The organism is Hanstruepera marina, from assembly GCF_019880635.1.
In the GTDB taxonomy this organism is placed as follows: Bacteria; Bacteroidota; Bacteroidia; order Flavobacteriales; family Flavobacteriaceae; genus Hanstruepera; species Hanstruepera marina.
In genome coordinates this window covers 461442-477337 of sequence record NZ_JAINVX010000001.1, presented here as the reverse complement: position 1 = coordinate 477337, position 15896 = coordinate 461442, and the positions used below count along the sequence as shown (strand labels likewise).

Annotated in this window: 17 protein-coding genes; all 17 read left to right on the top strand. The window is 35.3% G+C overall.

What is annotated here, in order from left to right:
• The first annotated feature begins 1 nt into the window (after position 1).
• The 17 genes from K7G76_RS02145 to K7G76_RS02065 all read left to right on the top strand — a co-directional run bounded on the left by K7G76_RS02145 (position 2) and on the right by K7G76_RS02065 (position 15895).
• Positions 2–1471 carry a choice-of-anchor B family protein gene (locus K7G76_RS02145; RefSeq protein WP_223032557.1) on the top strand — a complete coding sequence of 490 codons (1470 nt, stop codon included), beginning with the start codon at positions 2–4 and terminating at the stop codon, positions 1469–1471.
• 11 nt (positions 1472–1482) lie between these two features.
• Complete coding sequence (locus K7G76_RS02140) at positions 1483–2691, top strand: choice-of-anchor B family protein (RefSeq protein ID WP_223032556.1); 1209 nt, start codon at positions 1483–1485, stop codon at positions 2689–2691.
• Positions 2691–4037: a hypothetical protein gene (locus tag K7G76_RS02135; RefSeq protein WP_223032555.1), complete on the top strand. Its 1347-nt coding sequence runs from the start codon at positions 2691–2693 to the stop codon at positions 4035–4037. The genes K7G76_RS02140 and K7G76_RS02135 overlap by 1 nt, the downstream gene beginning before the upstream one ends.
• Positions 4034–4807 carry an MbnP family protein gene (locus tag K7G76_RS02130; protein WP_223032554.1) on the top strand — a complete coding sequence of 258 codons (774 nt, stop codon included), beginning with the start codon at positions 4034–4036 and terminating at the stop codon, positions 4805–4807. Before K7G76_RS02135 ends, K7G76_RS02130 begins: the two co-directional genes overlap by 4 nt.
• Before the next feature lie 6 nt (positions 4808–4813).
• Positions 4814–5896, top strand: a complete 1083-nt coding sequence (locus tag K7G76_RS02125; protein ID WP_223032553.1) for a cytochrome-c peroxidase — start codon at positions 4814–4816, stop codon at positions 5894–5896.
• 104 nt (positions 5897–6000) lie between these two features.
• Positions 6001–6330, top strand: a complete 330-nt coding sequence (locus K7G76_RS02120) for a HesB/IscA family protein (RefSeq protein ID WP_223032552.1) — start codon at positions 6001–6003, stop codon at positions 6328–6330.
• A gap of 9 nt (positions 6331–6339) precedes the next feature.
• Positions 6340–7788, top strand: coding sequence for a Fe-S cluster assembly protein SufB (gene sufB / locus K7G76_RS02115; protein WP_223032551.1), 1449 nt, complete (start codon positions 6340–6342; stop codon positions 7786–7788).
• A gap of 11 nt (positions 7789–7799) precedes the next feature.
• Positions 7800–8219: a hypothetical protein gene (locus K7G76_RS02110; protein ID WP_223032550.1), complete on the top strand. Its 420-nt coding sequence runs from the start codon at positions 7800–7802 to the stop codon at positions 8217–8219.
• Between the two features lie 3 nt (positions 8220–8222).
• A complete protein-coding gene (gene sufC / locus K7G76_RS02105) occupies positions 8223–8975 on the top strand; it encodes a Fe-S cluster assembly ATPase SufC (protein WP_223032549.1) in 753 nt (250 codons plus the stop codon).
• Between the two features lie 10 nt (positions 8976–8985).
• The gene (gene sufD / locus K7G76_RS02100; protein ID WP_223032548.1) at positions 8986–10299 is read left to right on the top strand and encodes a Fe-S cluster assembly protein SufD; all 1314 of its coding nucleotides are present in this window, start codon (positions 8986–8988) and stop codon (positions 10297–10299) included.
• Positions 10300–10302: 3 nt separating this feature from the next.
• A complete protein-coding gene (locus K7G76_RS02095; protein WP_223032547.1) occupies positions 10303–11517 on the top strand; it encodes an aminotransferase class V-fold PLP-dependent enzyme in 1215 nt (404 codons plus the stop codon).
• A gap of 166 nt (positions 11518–11683) precedes the next feature.
• On the top strand, positions 11684–12742 hold the full coding sequence (locus K7G76_RS02090) for a zinc metalloprotease (RefSeq protein ID WP_223032546.1): 1059 nt from the start codon (positions 11684–11686) through the stop codon (positions 12740–12742).
• A gap of 84 nt (positions 12743–12826) precedes the next feature.
• Positions 12827–13609 (top strand): META domain-containing protein, encoded by a 783-nt coding sequence (locus tag K7G76_RS02085; protein ID WP_223032545.1) that lies wholly within the window; start codon positions 12827–12829, stop codon positions 13607–13609.
• Positions 13610–13639: 30 nt separating this feature from the next.
• Positions 13640–14062 (top strand): SufE family protein, encoded by a 423-nt coding sequence (locus K7G76_RS02080; RefSeq protein WP_223032544.1) that lies wholly within the window; start codon positions 13640–13642, stop codon positions 14060–14062.
• 2 nt (positions 14063–14064) lie between these two features.
• Positions 14065–14388: a DUF59 domain-containing protein gene (locus tag K7G76_RS02075; protein ID WP_223032543.1), complete on the top strand. Its 324-nt coding sequence runs from the start codon at positions 14065–14067 to the stop codon at positions 14386–14388.
• Between the two features lie 5 nt (positions 14389–14393).
• Positions 14394–14900, top strand: coding sequence for a DUF2480 family protein (locus K7G76_RS02070; RefSeq protein ID WP_223032542.1), 507 nt, complete (start codon positions 14394–14396; stop codon positions 14898–14900).
• Between the two features lie 59 nt (positions 14901–14959).
• Positions 14960–15895, top strand: coding sequence for a DUF3078 domain-containing protein (locus K7G76_RS02065; RefSeq protein WP_223032541.1), 936 nt, complete (start codon positions 14960–14962; stop codon positions 15893–15895).
• Position 15896 lies beyond the last annotated feature (1 nt).

Sequence of the window (15896 nt, the reverse complement as noted above, 5' to 3'; positions counted from 1 at the left end):
AATGAAAACCATAATTAAAACTCTGTTATTTGCCTTATTGACAATTGCTTTTATTCAATCTTGTGAAGATGAGCCCGTAGACCCAGTAATTGTTGTTGATACTGATAACGATGGCGTTCCGGATGGAATTGATAACTGTCCTAGCATTTCTAATCCTAATCAGGAAGATTCTGATAGTGATGGCATTGGGGATATCTGCGATCCTACAAATGATACAGATTCCGATAATGATGGCGTTCCAAACGACGTAGATAACTGTCCCAATACTCCAAATCCTGACCAATTGGACAGTGACAATGATGGTATTGGAGATGCCTGTCAAAATAACCCTGATTTAACGCCACTATACCCTTGCGAAAATGGTATGGCAGGCCCCTATCCTTGTGACGGTTATGATTTAATGGGCTACCTTCCAGTTTCTGAACTTGCCAATACAATGGGCAATCCTGAAGGCAGTGACATTTGGGGATGGACAGATCCGACAACTGGAAAGGAATATGCTTTAATTGCTATGACCAACAGCACTGCATTTGTAGATGTCACCGACCCAACCAATCCAATATTTTTAGGCCGTCTAGATACGGCTACAAGTACAAGTTATTGGAGAGACGTAAAAGTTTACAATAACTATGCCTTTATTGTTGCAGACAATGTAGGTGCTCACGGTATGCAAGTTTTCGATCTAACTCGATTGCGAAATGTTACCAATCCTCCTGAGAACTTCACCTCTGATGCACATTATACAGGGTTTGGAAGCGCACACAATATTGTAATAAATGAAAACTCTGGTTATGCCTATGCAGTTGGAACTAGTAGAGGAGGCACCTACGGTGGTGGCCCTTTATTTATCAATATTCAAAATCCATTAACCCCACAAGATGAAGGTGGTTTTTTTGGATATGCCCACGATGCTCAAGTTGTAACGTACAACGGTCCCGATTCAGATTATTCAGGTCATGAAATTTTAATAGGTAGTAATGAAAACGAAGTTGTTATAGCAGATATAACAGATAAAGGGAATCCTGTTACTATCTCAACAATAGGCTATAATAATATTGGTTATGTACACCAAGGTTGGTTTACCGAAGACATGAAATATTTTATACTAGGGGATGAAACTGATGAAATGGGCTTTGGCAATAACACACGAACATTGGTTTTTGATTTTTCCGATTTAGATAACCCGTCTTTTAAAATGGAATATTTTGGACCAACATCTGCTATAGACCATAATGGCTATGTAAAAGCAAACACCTATTACCAAGCCAGTTATACTGCTGGATTAAGAATAATTGATATTTCTGGGATAAACAACAATACCATGACTGAAACAGGGTATTTTGATACTCACCCTGAAAACAACAACACAAGCTTTAATGGAGCTTGGAGCGTTTATCCATATTTTGCTAGTGGCAATATAATTATAAGCGACATTGAAAGGGGTTTATTTATAGTTCGACCAAGTAACTAAAAGATTGTGCCATGAGACTTAAAATTTTAGTTTCAATTATACTGCTCTTATTTATAATTGCATGTTCAAGTGACGATGCGTCATCAGACCCTAATAACCCTTCTGGTGACACAACCTGCAACAATGGTTTTGCTGGTATTTATCCTTGCAATAATTATGATTTATTAGCACATATTCCTTTAAATATTTTAGCAGGAAATGGAGCAAGGGGAAATGATTCCTGGGGATGGACAGACCCTTCAACAGGCAAAGAATATGTGTTATTCTGTACCGATAGAGCTACATCATTTGTCGATATTTCAAACCCTATAAACCCTATTTTTCTTGGCTCAATTAACACACAAACTGTTGACAGCCCTTGGAGAGATGTTAAAGTTTATAATAATTATGCCTTTATTGTAAGTGAGGCAGAGAATCATGGTATGCAAGTTTTTGATTTAACAAGATTAAGAGATGTTACTAATCCACCACAATCATTTACCCCTGACGCCCATTATTCTGGGTTTGGTAGCGCTCACAATATTGTAATAAACGAAGTCTCCGGATACGCCTATGCTGTTGGTTCAAATACATTTCTTGGTGGCCCTCATTTTGTAAATATTCAAAACCCTTTAAGCCCAATTGGCGAAGGTGGTTTTTCTGGTTATTCTCATGATGCTCAAGTTATAACATACAACGGACCAGATTCAGATTATTCAGGAAGAGAAATTTTAATTGGCAGTAACGAAAATGAGATAGTTTTGGTTGATGTTACAGATAAAGCCAATCCTGTTCAAATAACAACAATAGGATACTCCAATATTGGTTACACACATCAAGGTTGGTTTTCATCAGACTTGAAATATTTTATTGTTGGCGACGAATTAGATGAAATAAATTATGGTAACAACACAAGAACTCTAGTATTTGATTTTAGCGATTTAGACAACCCAACTTTTCATACCGAAATTATAGGCAACTCACCAGCAATAGACCATAACGGTTATGTAAAAAATGATATTTACTATTTAGCAAACTACACAGCTGGAGTTAAGTTTTATGATATTTCCAATATTGAAAACAATTCGGTCAGTACAATAGGTTATTTTGATACACACCCTGAATCTAATGCAACCGATTTCAATGGTGCTTGGAATGTTTACCCTTACTTCGAGAGCGGAAATATTATAATAAGCGATATAAATAGAGGATTATTTATAATTAGAAAAAGTGGAACTTAATGAAATTACATTCGCCATATAACTTATTAGGTGTTTTAATGTGTCTATCCATAATAAGCTGTTCTTCAGACGATGACTCTCCAGGAGGAACCACGCCAACACCAGAACCTCAACTGGAATTAGCAAAAGTTTACGGTGGTACAAAAAATGACCGAGGGCATTCCATTGCCAAAACTTCAGATGGTGGCTATGTAATTTTGGGTTATTCGCAAAGTGCAGATGGCGACATTACCGATAAGGACAATGAAAGTTTTGATTATTGGGTTCTAAAATTTAGTGCTAACCATGAACTTCAATGGTCAAAGACTTATGGCGGTTCTGATGATGATAGAGGCAATGCCATTATACAAACTCAAGATGGCGGTTATGCTATTCTAGGTTATTCCTCAAGTAGCGATGGTGATGTGTCTGAAAATGCTGGAGCCCAAGATTACTGGATTGCAAAACTCGATACAAACGGAAATTTAGTTTGGCAAAAATCCTATGGGTACTCCGGTTCCGATATAGGGAATACTATTCTTCAATCTAATGATGGCGGTTATTTAATTACTGGTGTTTTAGATGTAACGGCTTCTGGCGGCGAGGGCAATACACGTAATGCCAACTCACGTCATGCTGGTGGAGATTATTGGGCTATAAAACTTAATGCCAGTGGTAATCGTGAATGGAGTAAATATTATGGTGGTAGTTTTACAGATACGCCTTTTGATGCTATTCAAACAGCAGACAATGGCTATATAATAGTTGGATCATCTGATAGTGATGATGTTGATATTCAAAACAACATTGGGACTTACGATTTTTGGGTTGTTAAAATATCTGAAACCGGCACCCTTGTATGGGAAAAATCTTTTGGTGGAACTGAAATTGATGAAGCCAGAGGTATTGTTGAATCTGGAGACGGTAATTATCTAATAGCTGGAGATACTAGAAGTAGTGATGTTAACGTTTCAAGTAATAAAGGCGCTGCCGATTTATGGCTAATTAAAATAACTCCAGAAGGTAATCTAGTTTGGGAAAAAACTTATGGTGGTAGTAGTTTTGACGTGGCGCGTTCCATTCAAAAATCAAACAATAATAGTTTCATTATTTCGGGAAGTTCAAGAAGTGCCGATGGTGATGTTGAAGAAAACAAAGGTCAAAATGATGCTTGGATTGTATTGGTTGATGGTTCTGGAAATTTAATGTTTCAAAAAACTGTTGGCGGATCCCAAATTGACTTTTGTTATGATGCCACAGTTCTAGAAAACAATACCATTATTGCTGTTGGAGAATCCAATAGTTCTGATGGTGACATAGAAGAAAACAAAGGGTTTTCTGACTTATTAATAGTAAAAACAAAATGAAAAAAATCTTAACCATTCTTGCTATTGTATTCGTTTTTTCAGCATGTAGCGAAGACCATGATGATAATATTACACCTACTCCATCGCAAGTAAATGTCAGCTTTAATTTTACTCACGATTGGGATAACACTCTCATTAACAGTTCTAATTTAACAACCGAAATTGTTACCAATGAGCATGGCGAAGAAATAAGCATGACAAGAATTCGATATTTAGTATCACGATTGGAGTTAGTAAATAATCAAGGGGAATCTTATCTTTTTGATGGCTACAAATTCACTGATCTATCTGATGAAGCGTCATACAATTTCACACCAGACAATAACAGTATCCCACCCGGAACATATACTTTAAAATTTATTTGGGGCTTTAATGAAACTGACAATGTTGATGGTGCTTATGCAGATTTAAATAGTGCGTCATGGAACTGGCCTGAAATGTTAGGTGGTGGCTATCATTTTTTACAATTTGACGGTATGTATAATGTAAATACAACTGCGCCTGCGCCTTTTAATTACCATAACGGTACGGCAAGAGTAAGTACAGGTGTATTTGAACAAAATTTTGCTGAAATAGATTTGCCAACTGAAATTGTAATAACAAATAACGCTGTAATTGAAGTGAAAATGAATATTGCTGAATTCTTTAAGAACCCAAACACTTGGGATTTAAATGTTTTAGACACACCTTTAATGCCAAATTACACAGCACAAAAAATGATGCAAGAAAACGTATCAACTGTTTTTTCTGTCGGTACAGTAACACAATAGTTTATTTTGAATAATTTCTTAAAATATGGGATTTTAATATTTAGCCTTGTCGCCGTTTTAAGCTGTAGCGATAACAAGATTGATGATGGTAATTATATCAATCAACCAACACCTGCACCGTTAAACATCCCACAAATATTCTCTGAAAACATTCTAGATCCAGTAATACCAATTGACAATCCTCAAACCCTGGAAGGTATTGCTTTAGGCAAAAAACTATTTTTTGACCCCATACTATCCGGTGATCAAACACAATCGTGTGCGGATTGCCATAGTCCACAAAATGCCTTTACGGACAGCACTAGATTTAGTGAAGGTATAGACGGCATTTTTGGAAACAGAAACTCTATGCCACTATTTAATTTAGCCTGGAATTATGATGAAAAATTCTTTTGGGATGGACGTGTGTTCGGTCTAGAACATCAGGCTTTAGAACCTGTAACCAACCCTATTGAAATGCACAATACTTGGGAAGTTGTTGTAGATAGATTAGAACAACATCCTGAATATCCTAATATGTTTAGTAATGCATTTGGCAACGGACCAATTACTAGGGGAAAAGCAACCAAGGCTATTGCCCAATTTGAGAGAACACTTATTTCTGCCAATTCAAAATTCGACAGATATTTATTAGGTGAAGTACAACTTACTCCACAAGAGCTAAATGGATTCAATGTTTTTATGGATGAAGAAAGAGGCGACTGTTTCCATTGCCATGGCAATCCAAACAATCCCCTTTGGACTGATAATATTTTTCATAATAATGGTTTGGATGCTACGTTTTCAGATTTAGGATTAGGCGAAGTAACAGGTGACCCAGCTGATAATGGCAAATTTAAATCACCTTCATTAAGAAATTTAGCGTATTCTGCTCCTTATATGCATGATGGAAGATTTAATACTTTAGATGATGTAATTAACCACTACAGTGAAGGACTGCAAAACTCACCAACAATAGATCCGTTAATGAAAAAAGTTGACGAAGGCGGCGTACATCTATCCGACCAAGACAAAGCTGATCTAAAAGCGTTTCTACTAACACTTTCAGACCCATCTTTCATTAACAATCCTGACTTTCAAAACCAATAGTAAAAAGCTATTAAATCATATATTAATATAATGTTAGGTTATATGGTAATCCATGACTTATATTGTATATTTGCACTCTATTTAGACAAAATCTAATTAAAGAAATGATAAAAGTTTCGGAAACAGCTAAAAAGAAAGTCATTGAATTAATGACTGAAGATGGCTATAATTCAACTACCGACTTTGTCCGTGTTGGTGTTAAAAGTGGCGGTTGCTCTGGTCTGTCTTATGATTTGAAGTTTGATAAGCAACAACAAGATGAGGACAAGGTTTTTGAAGATAATGGCATCAAAATAATAGTGGATAAAAAAAGTTTCTTGTATCTTATTGGTACAACTCTTGAGTATTCTGGCGGCTTAAATGGTTCAGGTTTTGTTTTTAATAATCCTAATGCCAATCGTACTTGCGGTTGTGGAGAATCTTTTTCACTCTAATTTCTAAACATGAGTAAATATACTGAAGACGACTTAAGGGAAGAGCTAAAAACCAAAGAATACGAGTACGGTTTTTACACTGACATAGAATCAGATACATTTCCTGTTGGCTTAAATGAAGATATTGTTAAGGCTATTTCAAAGAAAAAAGAAGAGCCAGAATGGATGACCGAATGGCGCCTTCAAGCTTTTAAAGTTTGGAAAGACATGGTTGAGCCTAATTGGGCCAATGTACATTATGAAAAACCCGACTTTCAGGCTATTTCATATTATTCGGCACCAAACAGCAAACCAAAATATGACAGTTTGGATGAAGTAGACCCTGAATTACTGGCAACATTTGAAAAGCTAGGAATTTCTTTAGACGAGCAAAAAAAATTAGCTGGAGTTGCTATGGATGTTGTTGTCGATTCGGTTTCGGTAGCTACAACATTTAAGAAGACATTAGCCGAAAAAGGTATAATTTTCATGAGTATTTCAGAAGCTATAAAAGAGCATCCTGAACTTGTAAAAAAATATATTGGTACTGTTGTACCTCAAAAAGACAATTTCTATGCGGCACTTAACTCGGCCGTATTTAGTGATGGTTCATTCTGTTACATCCCAAAAGGTGTAAAATGCCCAATGGAGTTATCGACATACTTCAGAATAAATCAAGCAGGAACAGGTCAGTTTGAAAGAACATTGGTAATAGCAGACGAAGGTAGTTATGTTTCCTATTTAGAGGGTTGTACTGCACCAAGCCGTGATGAAAACCAGTTGCATGCAGCTGTTGTAGAACTTATTGCACTTGAAGATGCTGAAATAAAGTACTCTACCGTTCAAAATTGGTATCCTGGAAATGCAGAAGGCAAAGGGGGTGTTTACAATTTTGTAACCAAACGTGGGCTTTGTGAGAAAAATGCTAAAATATCTTGGACGCAGGTTGAAACAGGTTCTGCCGTTACATGGAAATACCCAAGTTGTGTTTTAAAAGGAGATAATTCAGTTGGTGAGTTCTACTCCATAGCAGTAACCAATAATTATCAGCAGGCTGATACTGGAACTAAAATGATTCATTTGGGAAAAAACACCAAGTCAACTATTATTTCAAAAGGTATTTCAGCTGGTAAATCCCAAAATAGCTATCGTGGACTGGTTCAAGTAAGTTCAAGAGCTGAAAATGCGCGAAACTTTTCACAGTGTGATAGTTTACTTATGGGTAATGAATGTGGCGCTCACACCTTCCCATACATAGAAGCCAAAAACAAAACAGCTAAAATTGAGCATGAAGCTACAACCAGTAAAATTGGAGAAGACCAAATATTTTATTGCAACCAACGTGGTATTGATACCGAAAAAGCAATCGCTTTAATAGTCAATGGTTTTAGCAAGGAGGTATTAAATAAGCTACCTATGGAATTTGCTGTTGAAGCTCAAAAATTATTGGAAATAAGTTTAGAAGGATCAGTCGGATAAAAATTATAAAAATGAAAAAATTAGCATTATTACTTTTAAGTCTAATTGTATTAATTAGTTGTAAAAACGACAAAAAAACTGAAGACACAAAACCTATTGATGTTGACAGTCCTAATCGTACTGAAAAACAAAGCGATGGTTTAACCTTATTAAAAGGTGAGTTTGTGTATTATGCAGATGCTGCTGTTTTGCAAACGCATAGAGAAGTTTATGCTGTTATTATAGATGATAAAATGCATGAATTGGACAAACTTGCCAAACCATTTAAAAATGAAGCTACCGATTATGTAACAGTTTCTATCCGTGGTAAAATCACACCTAAACCAACTAATGAAGAAGGTTGGCCATACCGTGTAGCAGTTAAAGAAATATTAAACGTGACAGCTTCTAAACCAGAGGCTAACAATGTTGTTAAATTGGAATCTAAATAAACTATGTTAAAGATAAACAACTTACACGCAAGTGTAGAAGATAAAAATATACTAAAAGGTATTAACCTAGAAGTTAAACCTGGAGAGGTGCACGCCATCATGGGACCAAACGGTTCTGGAAAAAGTACATTAGCATCTGTTATAGCAGGTAAGGAAGAATATGAAGTTGAAGAAGGCGAAATTCTTTTAGAAGATGAAAATATTGATGACTTAGCAGCTGAAGAACGTGCTCATAAAGGTGTGTTTCTTTCGTTTCAATACCCAGTTGAAATTCCTGGAGTGTCTGTTACCAATTTTATGAAAACAGCCATTAACGAAACGCGTAAGGCAAAAGGTTTAGAAGAAATGCCCGCCAATGAAATGCTAAAGTTGATTCGTGAAAAATCTGAACTTCTTGAAATTGATAGAAAATTTTTATCACGTTCACTAAACGAAGGATTTTCGGGTGGGGAGAAAAAACGTAATGAAATTTTTCAAATGGCTATGTTGGAACCTAAACTAGCCATTTTAGATGAAACCGATTCCGGTTTGGATATCGACGCCTTAAGAATTGTTGCCAACGGTGTTAATAAGCTGAAAAGTAAAGATAACGCGGTTATAGTTATAACACACTACCAAAGACTACTTGACTATATCGTACCAGATTATGTACACGTTTTATATAATGGTCGTATAGTTAAATCAGGTGGTAAAGAATTGGCACATGAGCTAGAAGAAAAAGGCTACGATTGGATTAAAGAAGAAATAAACGCGTAAGCATTATCAAATGGATTTAAAAGAAAAATTAGTATCCTCTTTCATGGCTTTTGAGAATCAAATTGATATAGATTCTCCAGTGCATGATGTAAGAAGCGAAGCTATAAAAACATTTGAACAGGAAGGGTTTCCAACAAAAAAACAAGAGGCTTGGAAATACACGTCGCTAAAATCTATTATAAATCAAGATTATAGTGTTTTTCCTAAACAAGAAAATGCTTTAGAATACCGAGATATTAAAAAATATTTTATTCATGATATAGACAGTTATAAAATTGTCTTTATTGATGGTAAGTATTCCTCGCATTTATCGCAAACCACTCATGAAGGTTTTGATGTTTGTTTAATGTCTGCTGCATTAAACAAACCTAAATACAGATTGGTAATTGAAAATTATTTTAATAAGGCTGCTACAAAAGACAGTTTGTCATCGTTAAATACTGCTTTTGCTAGCGAAGGTGCTTTTATTCATATTAAGAAAAATAAGCTAGTTGAAAAGCCCATTCAAATTTTACATTTCAGTTCTGGAGACGAATCAGCTTTAATGCTTCAACCGCGTAATTTGGTTGTGGTTGATGAGAATGCCCATGTACAGATAATTGAACGCCATCAAAGTTTAACGGACAACCCTGTGTTAACCAATAGCGTTACAGAGATTTTCGCCAATAAACGTGCGATTATAGACTACTATAAAGTTCAGAACGATAGAGAAACGGCTTCATTAATTGATAATACCTTTATAAGTCAAAAGCAAGAAAGTCATTGTTCTGTCCATACCTTCTCGTTTGGCGGTAAATTAACGCGAAATAATTTGAATTTTTTCCAAAATGGCGAGCGTATAGATTCTACACTTAAGGGCGTTACCATTATAGGAAACAAACAGCATGTAGACCACAACACCTTGGTTCATCATATAGAACCGAATTGCGAAAGTCACCAAGATTATAAAGGTATTTTTGGTGATAACGCTACTGGTGTTTTCAATGGTCGTGTTATTGTTAATAAGGAAGCACAAAAAACTAATGCTTTCCAAGCCAACAATAATATTTTAATTAGCGATAAGGCATCCATAAATACAAAACCTCAACTGGAAATTTTTGCAGATGATGTAAAATGCTCTCACGGTTGCACCATTGGGCAATTAGATGAAAGTGCTATGTTTTATATGCGTTCTCGAGGTATTCCAGAAAAAGAAGCTAAAGCTTTATTGATGTATGCATTTAGCAACAACGTATTGAGTTCGGTAAAAATTCCTGAAATAAAACAACGTATTACTAAAATTATAGCCAACAAATTGGGGGTTAATATTGGGTTTGACTTATAGTTTATGCTAGCTGTTGAAAATATCCGTAAAGATTTCCCCATACTTTCAAGAAAGGTAAATGGTAAACCACTAGTGTATTTAGACAATGCAGCAACATCGCAAACTCCGCAGCAAGTTATTGATTGTATTGTTGATTATTATTCTAATTATAATGCCAATATTCATAGAGGCGTTCATACTTTAAGTCAGGAAGCAACAGATAAATACGAAGCGGCAAGACAAACTATTCAAAAACACTTCAATGCCCAAAAAGCCCATGAAATTATTTTTACTTCTGGCACAACCCATGGTATAAATTTAGTGGCTAATGGATTTTCATCAATTTTAAAAGATGGTGATGAAATTATAGTTTCGACATTAGAACACCATAGTAATATTGTGCCTTGGCAAATGCTCTGCGAGCGTACTGGAGCTTCTTTGAAAGTTATTCCTATGAACGAACAAGGGGAACTTGTAATGGCTGAATTCGATAATCTTCTTTCTTCTAAAACGAAATTGGTTTTTGTGAATCATATTTCTAATGCTCTAGGAACCATAAACCCAATTGAAGACATCATACAAAAAGCGCATCAAGTTGGTGCAGCGGTTTTAGTTGACGGTGCACAAGCATGTCCGCATATAAAACCAGATGTTCAAGCTTTAGATGTTGATTTTTATGTAGCTTCTGCCCATAAAATGTGTGGCCCAACCGGAGTTGGCATATTGTATGGAAAAGAGGCTTGGCTTAACAAATTGCCTCCCTATCAAGGTGGTGGCGAAATGATTGCGGAAGTCACTTTTGAAAAAACCACTTATGCCGAATTACCTCATAAATTTGAAGCTGGAACACCCAATATTTGTGGTGGCATTGCTTTTGGTGCTGCTATCGACTATTTGAACCAAATTGGCTTCGACAATATCGCTACGTACGAGCATGAATTACTGGTTTATGCTACTGAAAAACTCCAAGAAATTGAAGGCTTAAAAATTTACGGCACATCAAAACATAAAACTTCTGTAGTCTCTTTTAATCTAGAAGGCATTCACCCGTATGATGTGGGAACCATTTTAGATAAAATGGGTATTGCTGTTCGCACAGGCCACCATTGTGCCCAACCTATTATGGACTACTTTAAAATTCCAGGAACGGTTAGAGCTTCTTTTGCATTTTATAACACCAGTTCTGAAGTGGATGCTTTAGTAGAAGGTGTCAAAAAAGCCCAAATGATGCTTTGTTAATCATAACTTTTTGATTATCAAAAACTTAACACCCAACGGGTGTTTTTTTGGCTCTACACCTAAAATGCATTTCATCGAAAAGTTGATTATTTTTTTATCAATTACGTTAATTTTTTCTTAAAGAATTATATATTCGGCAAGATTTTAAACCAAATTATACATTATTATGAAAAAAACACTCTTTAGTATGGCTGCCCTAGCTTTACTATTTGCATCATGTAACGATGATCAAAACTCGATTCCAACTAATGACGACCAATCAAAAATTGACATGAGTGATTTCTATGTCTATACAGATGCTGATATTGATGAAGCCGCTCGTTTAGCCGAAGGCAAATCAAAAGCTTGTTATTCAATGGTTAATTTGAATAGAATGCTAAATGAAAACCCAGAATTGGAGCAAAATATGTTTGACATTGAGTACAATTCTCGTAAGTTCATTGCTGCTAAAAAAGGTGGCAATGGCAACGGAAATGGTGGTGGCTCTGGAGGAGATGGTGGAACAGGAGGTGGTGACAACCTTGGGGTTATTGACATTCCTGTTTATGTACATGTAGTCTATAGCAATTCTTCAGAAAATGTTAGCGACCAACAAATAAACTCTCAAATGTCAGTATTAAACGAAGATTTTAGAGCAACTAATAACGATACTAATCAAGCACCATCAGAATTTGCTGGATTAATTGCTGATAGTGAAATAACATTTTCTTTGGCAGGTGTATTCAGACACTCAAATTCAAGAACGTCTTGGGGAACCAATGATGCTGTAAAAGCAGCTTATCCTCCAGTTACCCCAAATACTCACTTAAATATTTGGGTCTGCAACATCGGTGGAGGCATTTTAGGATATGCTCAATTCCCTGGTGGTTCAAGCTCAACAGATGGTGTAGTATTATTGTACTCTAGCTTACCAGGAGGCTCTGCAGCTCCTTACAATGAAGGTAGAACTGCAACTCATGAGGTAGGTCATTATTTAAATTTACGTCATATTTGGGGCGATGGAAGATGTCGTCAAGACGATTTTGTAGCTGACACACCTTCTTCAGATGGTCCAAATTATGGATGTCCATCATATCCAACAGTTAATTGTCGCTCAAATGACATGACCATGAACTATATGGATTATGTTGATGACGCTTGTATGTATATGTTTACTGAAGGCCAAAAAACTAGAATGCGTTCTATTTTCGCATCTGGTGGACCACGAAGTGCTATGGCAAACTAAATCCTAGTTTTTATTATAATTTTAAAAGACGCCAACTTTGGCGTCTTTTTTGTATTATTATGTTAAAAGAAAAACAAAGGTATTATGAAATTAATTACAGTATTTTTTGCATTAATTACAATGACTACTTGTGGTAATTCTAAAAGCGCAACAACAGTGGATAAACAATCTCAAAAAGCCCTTAATGGTGAATTTTCAATTAATCAAATTAATGGTTCAAAAATATCGTTAGAAGACTTGACTATTAGTTTTAACGATAGTCTTAAAACAGTTTCAGGCTATTCAGGTTGCAACCGCTTTTCCGGAACTTATGAAACAATTGGAAACACTCTAAAAATTGGTCCATTAGCTTCTACAAAAATGGCTTGTACTCCGGATAGAAATGCTGTTGAATCTCAATTTTTAAGTCTGCTGAATGAAATTAACACCTATGAGTATTTAGATGGGAAATTAATTTTAAAAACAGGTGACAAAACAGTCATTACAGCCCTAGTAAAAGAACATGATATGCTTATTACTTATCAAGCTGCAACCCGAGGATACTTCGAAAAAATTTGGATAAATCAAAAGTCTATAAACTTTTCAAATGACTATAATCTAAAGATAGTAAACCAAGCCAATTGTCCTTCTAATGAATGGGATGACTTAATTAATTTAATAAAAGGAATTGATATTACAAAACTACCAGACCTTGAAGCACCATCAAAAACTAATCAGTATGATGCTGCAGCTGGAGCTACGTTAGAAATTGGACTTCAAGGAAACGTATATAAGACAGCTGTTTTTGACCATGGTAATCCGCCAAAATCAATAGAGCAAATTGTAAATAAGGTTTTATCTATGAAGAAGTTGGCTGAAAAACAATAGATATCCGTATTTTTGTACAAAATTTAGACCATGACAATTGAAGAAATTCAAAGCGAGATAATCGATGAGTTTTCCATGTTTGATGATTGGGAAGAACGCTACCAATACATGATTGATTTAGGAAAAACACTGCCGCTTATTGAAGACCAGTATAAAACTGAAGACAATATTATAAAAGGCTGTCAAAGTAAAGTTTGGGTGCATGCTGACATGCAAAACAACAATGTTGTTTTTACAGCTGATAGCGATGCTATTATCACCAAAGGCATTATAGCTATTCTTATTCGCGTATTTTCAAATCAATCGCCAAAAGCTATTATTGAAGCCAATACCGATTTTATTGATCAAATAGGACTTAAAGAACATTTATCGCCTACACGAGCCAATGGTTTGGTGAGTATGATAAAACAACTGAAAATGTATGCCATAGCATACCAAACACAATTACAATAATCATGAGTGAAACTATAGACACAACAGAATTAGGCGAGAAAATTGTAAAGGTTTTAAAAACTATTTTTGACCCTGAAATACCAGTAGATATATATGAATTAGGTTTAATTTACGATGTGTTCGTCAACGAGGATTACGATGTGAAAATATTAATGACCTTAACCACACCTAACTGTCCTGTGGCCGAGACATTGCCGTTGGAAGTAGAAGAAAAAGTAAAATCTTTAGATGCCGTAAAATCCGCTGAAGTTGAAATTACTTTTGATCCGCCTTGGAGTCAAGATTTGATGAGCGAGGAAGCCAAGTTAGAATTGGGAATGCTTTAATAATTATGTCAGACGAAATAATAAATCGTGTAGCGAACAGTAAACTAGTCACTCTTGATTTAGAGGATTACTACCCAAGTGGTGAACGTATTTTATTAGATATTTCTAAATGGCTTTTTGAAAGCATCGTTTTACGCGAAAAAGACTTTAGAACTCATGTTAAGGCTCATAATTGGGAACAATACCAAGAAAAATATGTAGCCGTTTACTGTTCTACAGATGCTATTATTCCAGCTTGGGCTTATATGCTAATATCCTTTGAACTTCAGCCTTATTCTAAATTGACTGTTGTAGGAAATTTAGAAACTTTGGAAACTGTAATTTACCGAGATATTATAGACCAATTGGATATATCTGATTTTCAAGACAAACCTGTTATCATTAAAGGCTGTTCTAAAAAACCCGTACCCTTAAATGCCTATAACATGATTTCAAGTAAATTGAAACCAATTGCTAAATCTGTTATGTTTGGAGAAGCTTGTTCCAATGTGCCTTTATTTAAAAGAAAATAGTATTTTTACACCGTTATTAATCTAATTATATAAGCTATAATTAATTCATTCTTAATCTTATGAGAAAAATTTTTACGCTATGTTTCATGCTGTTAGCGACAGCTTCATTTTCGCAAACCATTGATGAACTCAAAGAAGAAAAATCTAAAAAACAAGACTCTCTTGATGCTATTCAAGGCCGAATAGATGATTTACAAAAGCAAATAGATGAATTTCCAGGTTGGAAATTTGGTGCATTTGGAACTATTGGTGCTAGCTTTTCTGAATTTAATAATTGGTATGGTCAAGGTACACCTAATAACTCATCCGGTAATATTACCATTACCGCAAATCCTTATGCCAAATTAGATCGTGAAAAATACTTTTGGTATAATACTGCTAAAATTAACTTAAGCTGGGTTAAATTTGATGATAAAGACGACCCAACTGACGATGATAGCTTTAGAGAAGCTAACGATGTATTTAGTGTAACCTCACTTTTTGGGTATAAATTAACCGAAACATTAGCGGCATCTACATTAGCTGAATACCGAACCACTTTAATCAATAATTTTAACGATCCAGGTTATCTAGACGTTGGTGTAGGTATTACTTGGACTCCTGTTGATGGTTTAATTGTTGTGGTTCACCCTATAAACTACAACTTTGTATTTGCTGATAACGATGCTATTTTTGAATCATCACTAGGTGCTAAAGTAGTTGCTAATTACTCAAAATCTTTTGGTAATTTAGATTTCAACTCCAACCTATCGGCATTTATTAGTTATGAAGATTCTAACTTATCCAACTGGACTTGGATAAACTCTTTAAGCTATAAAGTATGGAAAAGTTTAGGTCTTGGTTTTGAAGTAGGATTACGAGACAACAAACAAGAAGCTGTTAATTTTGCATATGGTAACTGGGATCCAATGGGTACAGAACCAGAGCCTGATTTTGATAATGTAGACAACGATTTACAAGTTTATACCACGTTTGGATTGAGTTATTCATTCTAAT

Excerpts from the sequence above, each read along its gene's own strand:
- sufB (WP_223032551.1), top strand. The coding sequence starts at position 6,340 with ATGAGTAAATATACTGAAGACGACTTAAGGGAAGAGCTAAAAACCAAA.
- sufC (WP_223032549.1), top strand. The coding sequence starts at position 8,223 with ATGTTAAAGATAAACAACTTACACGCAAGTGTAGAAGATAAAAATATA.
- K7G76_RS02080 (WP_223032544.1), top strand. The coding sequence starts at position 13,640 with ATGACAATTGAAGAAATTCAAAGCGAGATAATCGATGAGTTTTCCATG.
- K7G76_RS02110 (WP_223032550.1), top strand. The coding sequence starts at position 7,800 with ATGAAAAAATTAGCATTATTACTTTTAAGTCTAATTGTATTAATTAGT.
- K7G76_RS02095 (WP_223032547.1), top strand. The coding sequence starts at position 10,303 with ATGCTAGCTGTTGAAAATATCCGTAAAGATTTCCCCATACTTTCAAGA.
- K7G76_RS02085 (WP_223032545.1), top strand. The coding sequence starts at position 12,827 with ATGAAATTAATTACAGTATTTTTTGCATTAATTACAATGACTACTTGT.
- K7G76_RS02075 (WP_223032543.1), top strand. The coding sequence starts at position 14,065 with ATGAGTGAAACTATAGACACAACAGAATTAGGCGAGAAAATTGTAAAG.
- K7G76_RS02130 (WP_223032554.1), top strand. The coding sequence starts at position 4,034 with ATGAAAAAAATCTTAACCATTCTTGCTATTGTATTCGTTTTTTCAGCA.
- K7G76_RS02135 (WP_223032555.1), top strand. The coding sequence starts at position 2,691 with ATGAAATTACATTCGCCATATAACTTATTAGGTGTTTTAATGTGTCTA.
- K7G76_RS02070 (WP_223032542.1), top strand. The coding sequence starts at position 14,394 with ATGTCAGACGAAATAATAAATCGTGTAGCGAACAGTAAACTAGTCACT.
- K7G76_RS02120 (WP_223032552.1), top strand. The coding sequence starts at position 6,001 with ATGATAAAAGTTTCGGAAACAGCTAAAAAGAAAGTCATTGAATTAATG.
- K7G76_RS02090 (WP_223032546.1), top strand. The coding sequence starts at position 11,684 with ATGAAAAAAACACTCTTTAGTATGGCTGCCCTAGCTTTACTATTTGCA.
- K7G76_RS02145 (WP_223032557.1), top strand. The coding sequence starts at position 2 with ATGAAAACCATAATTAAAACTCTGTTATTTGCCTTATTGACAATTGCT.
- K7G76_RS02065 (WP_223032541.1), top strand. The coding sequence starts at position 14,960 with ATGAGAAAAATTTTTACGCTATGTTTCATGCTGTTAGCGACAGCTTCA.
- sufD (WP_223032548.1), top strand. The coding sequence starts at position 8,986 with ATGGATTTAAAAGAAAAATTAGTATCCTCTTTCATGGCTTTTGAGAAT.
- K7G76_RS02140 (WP_223032556.1), top strand. The coding sequence starts at position 1,483 with ATGAGACTTAAAATTTTAGTTTCAATTATACTGCTCTTATTTATAATT.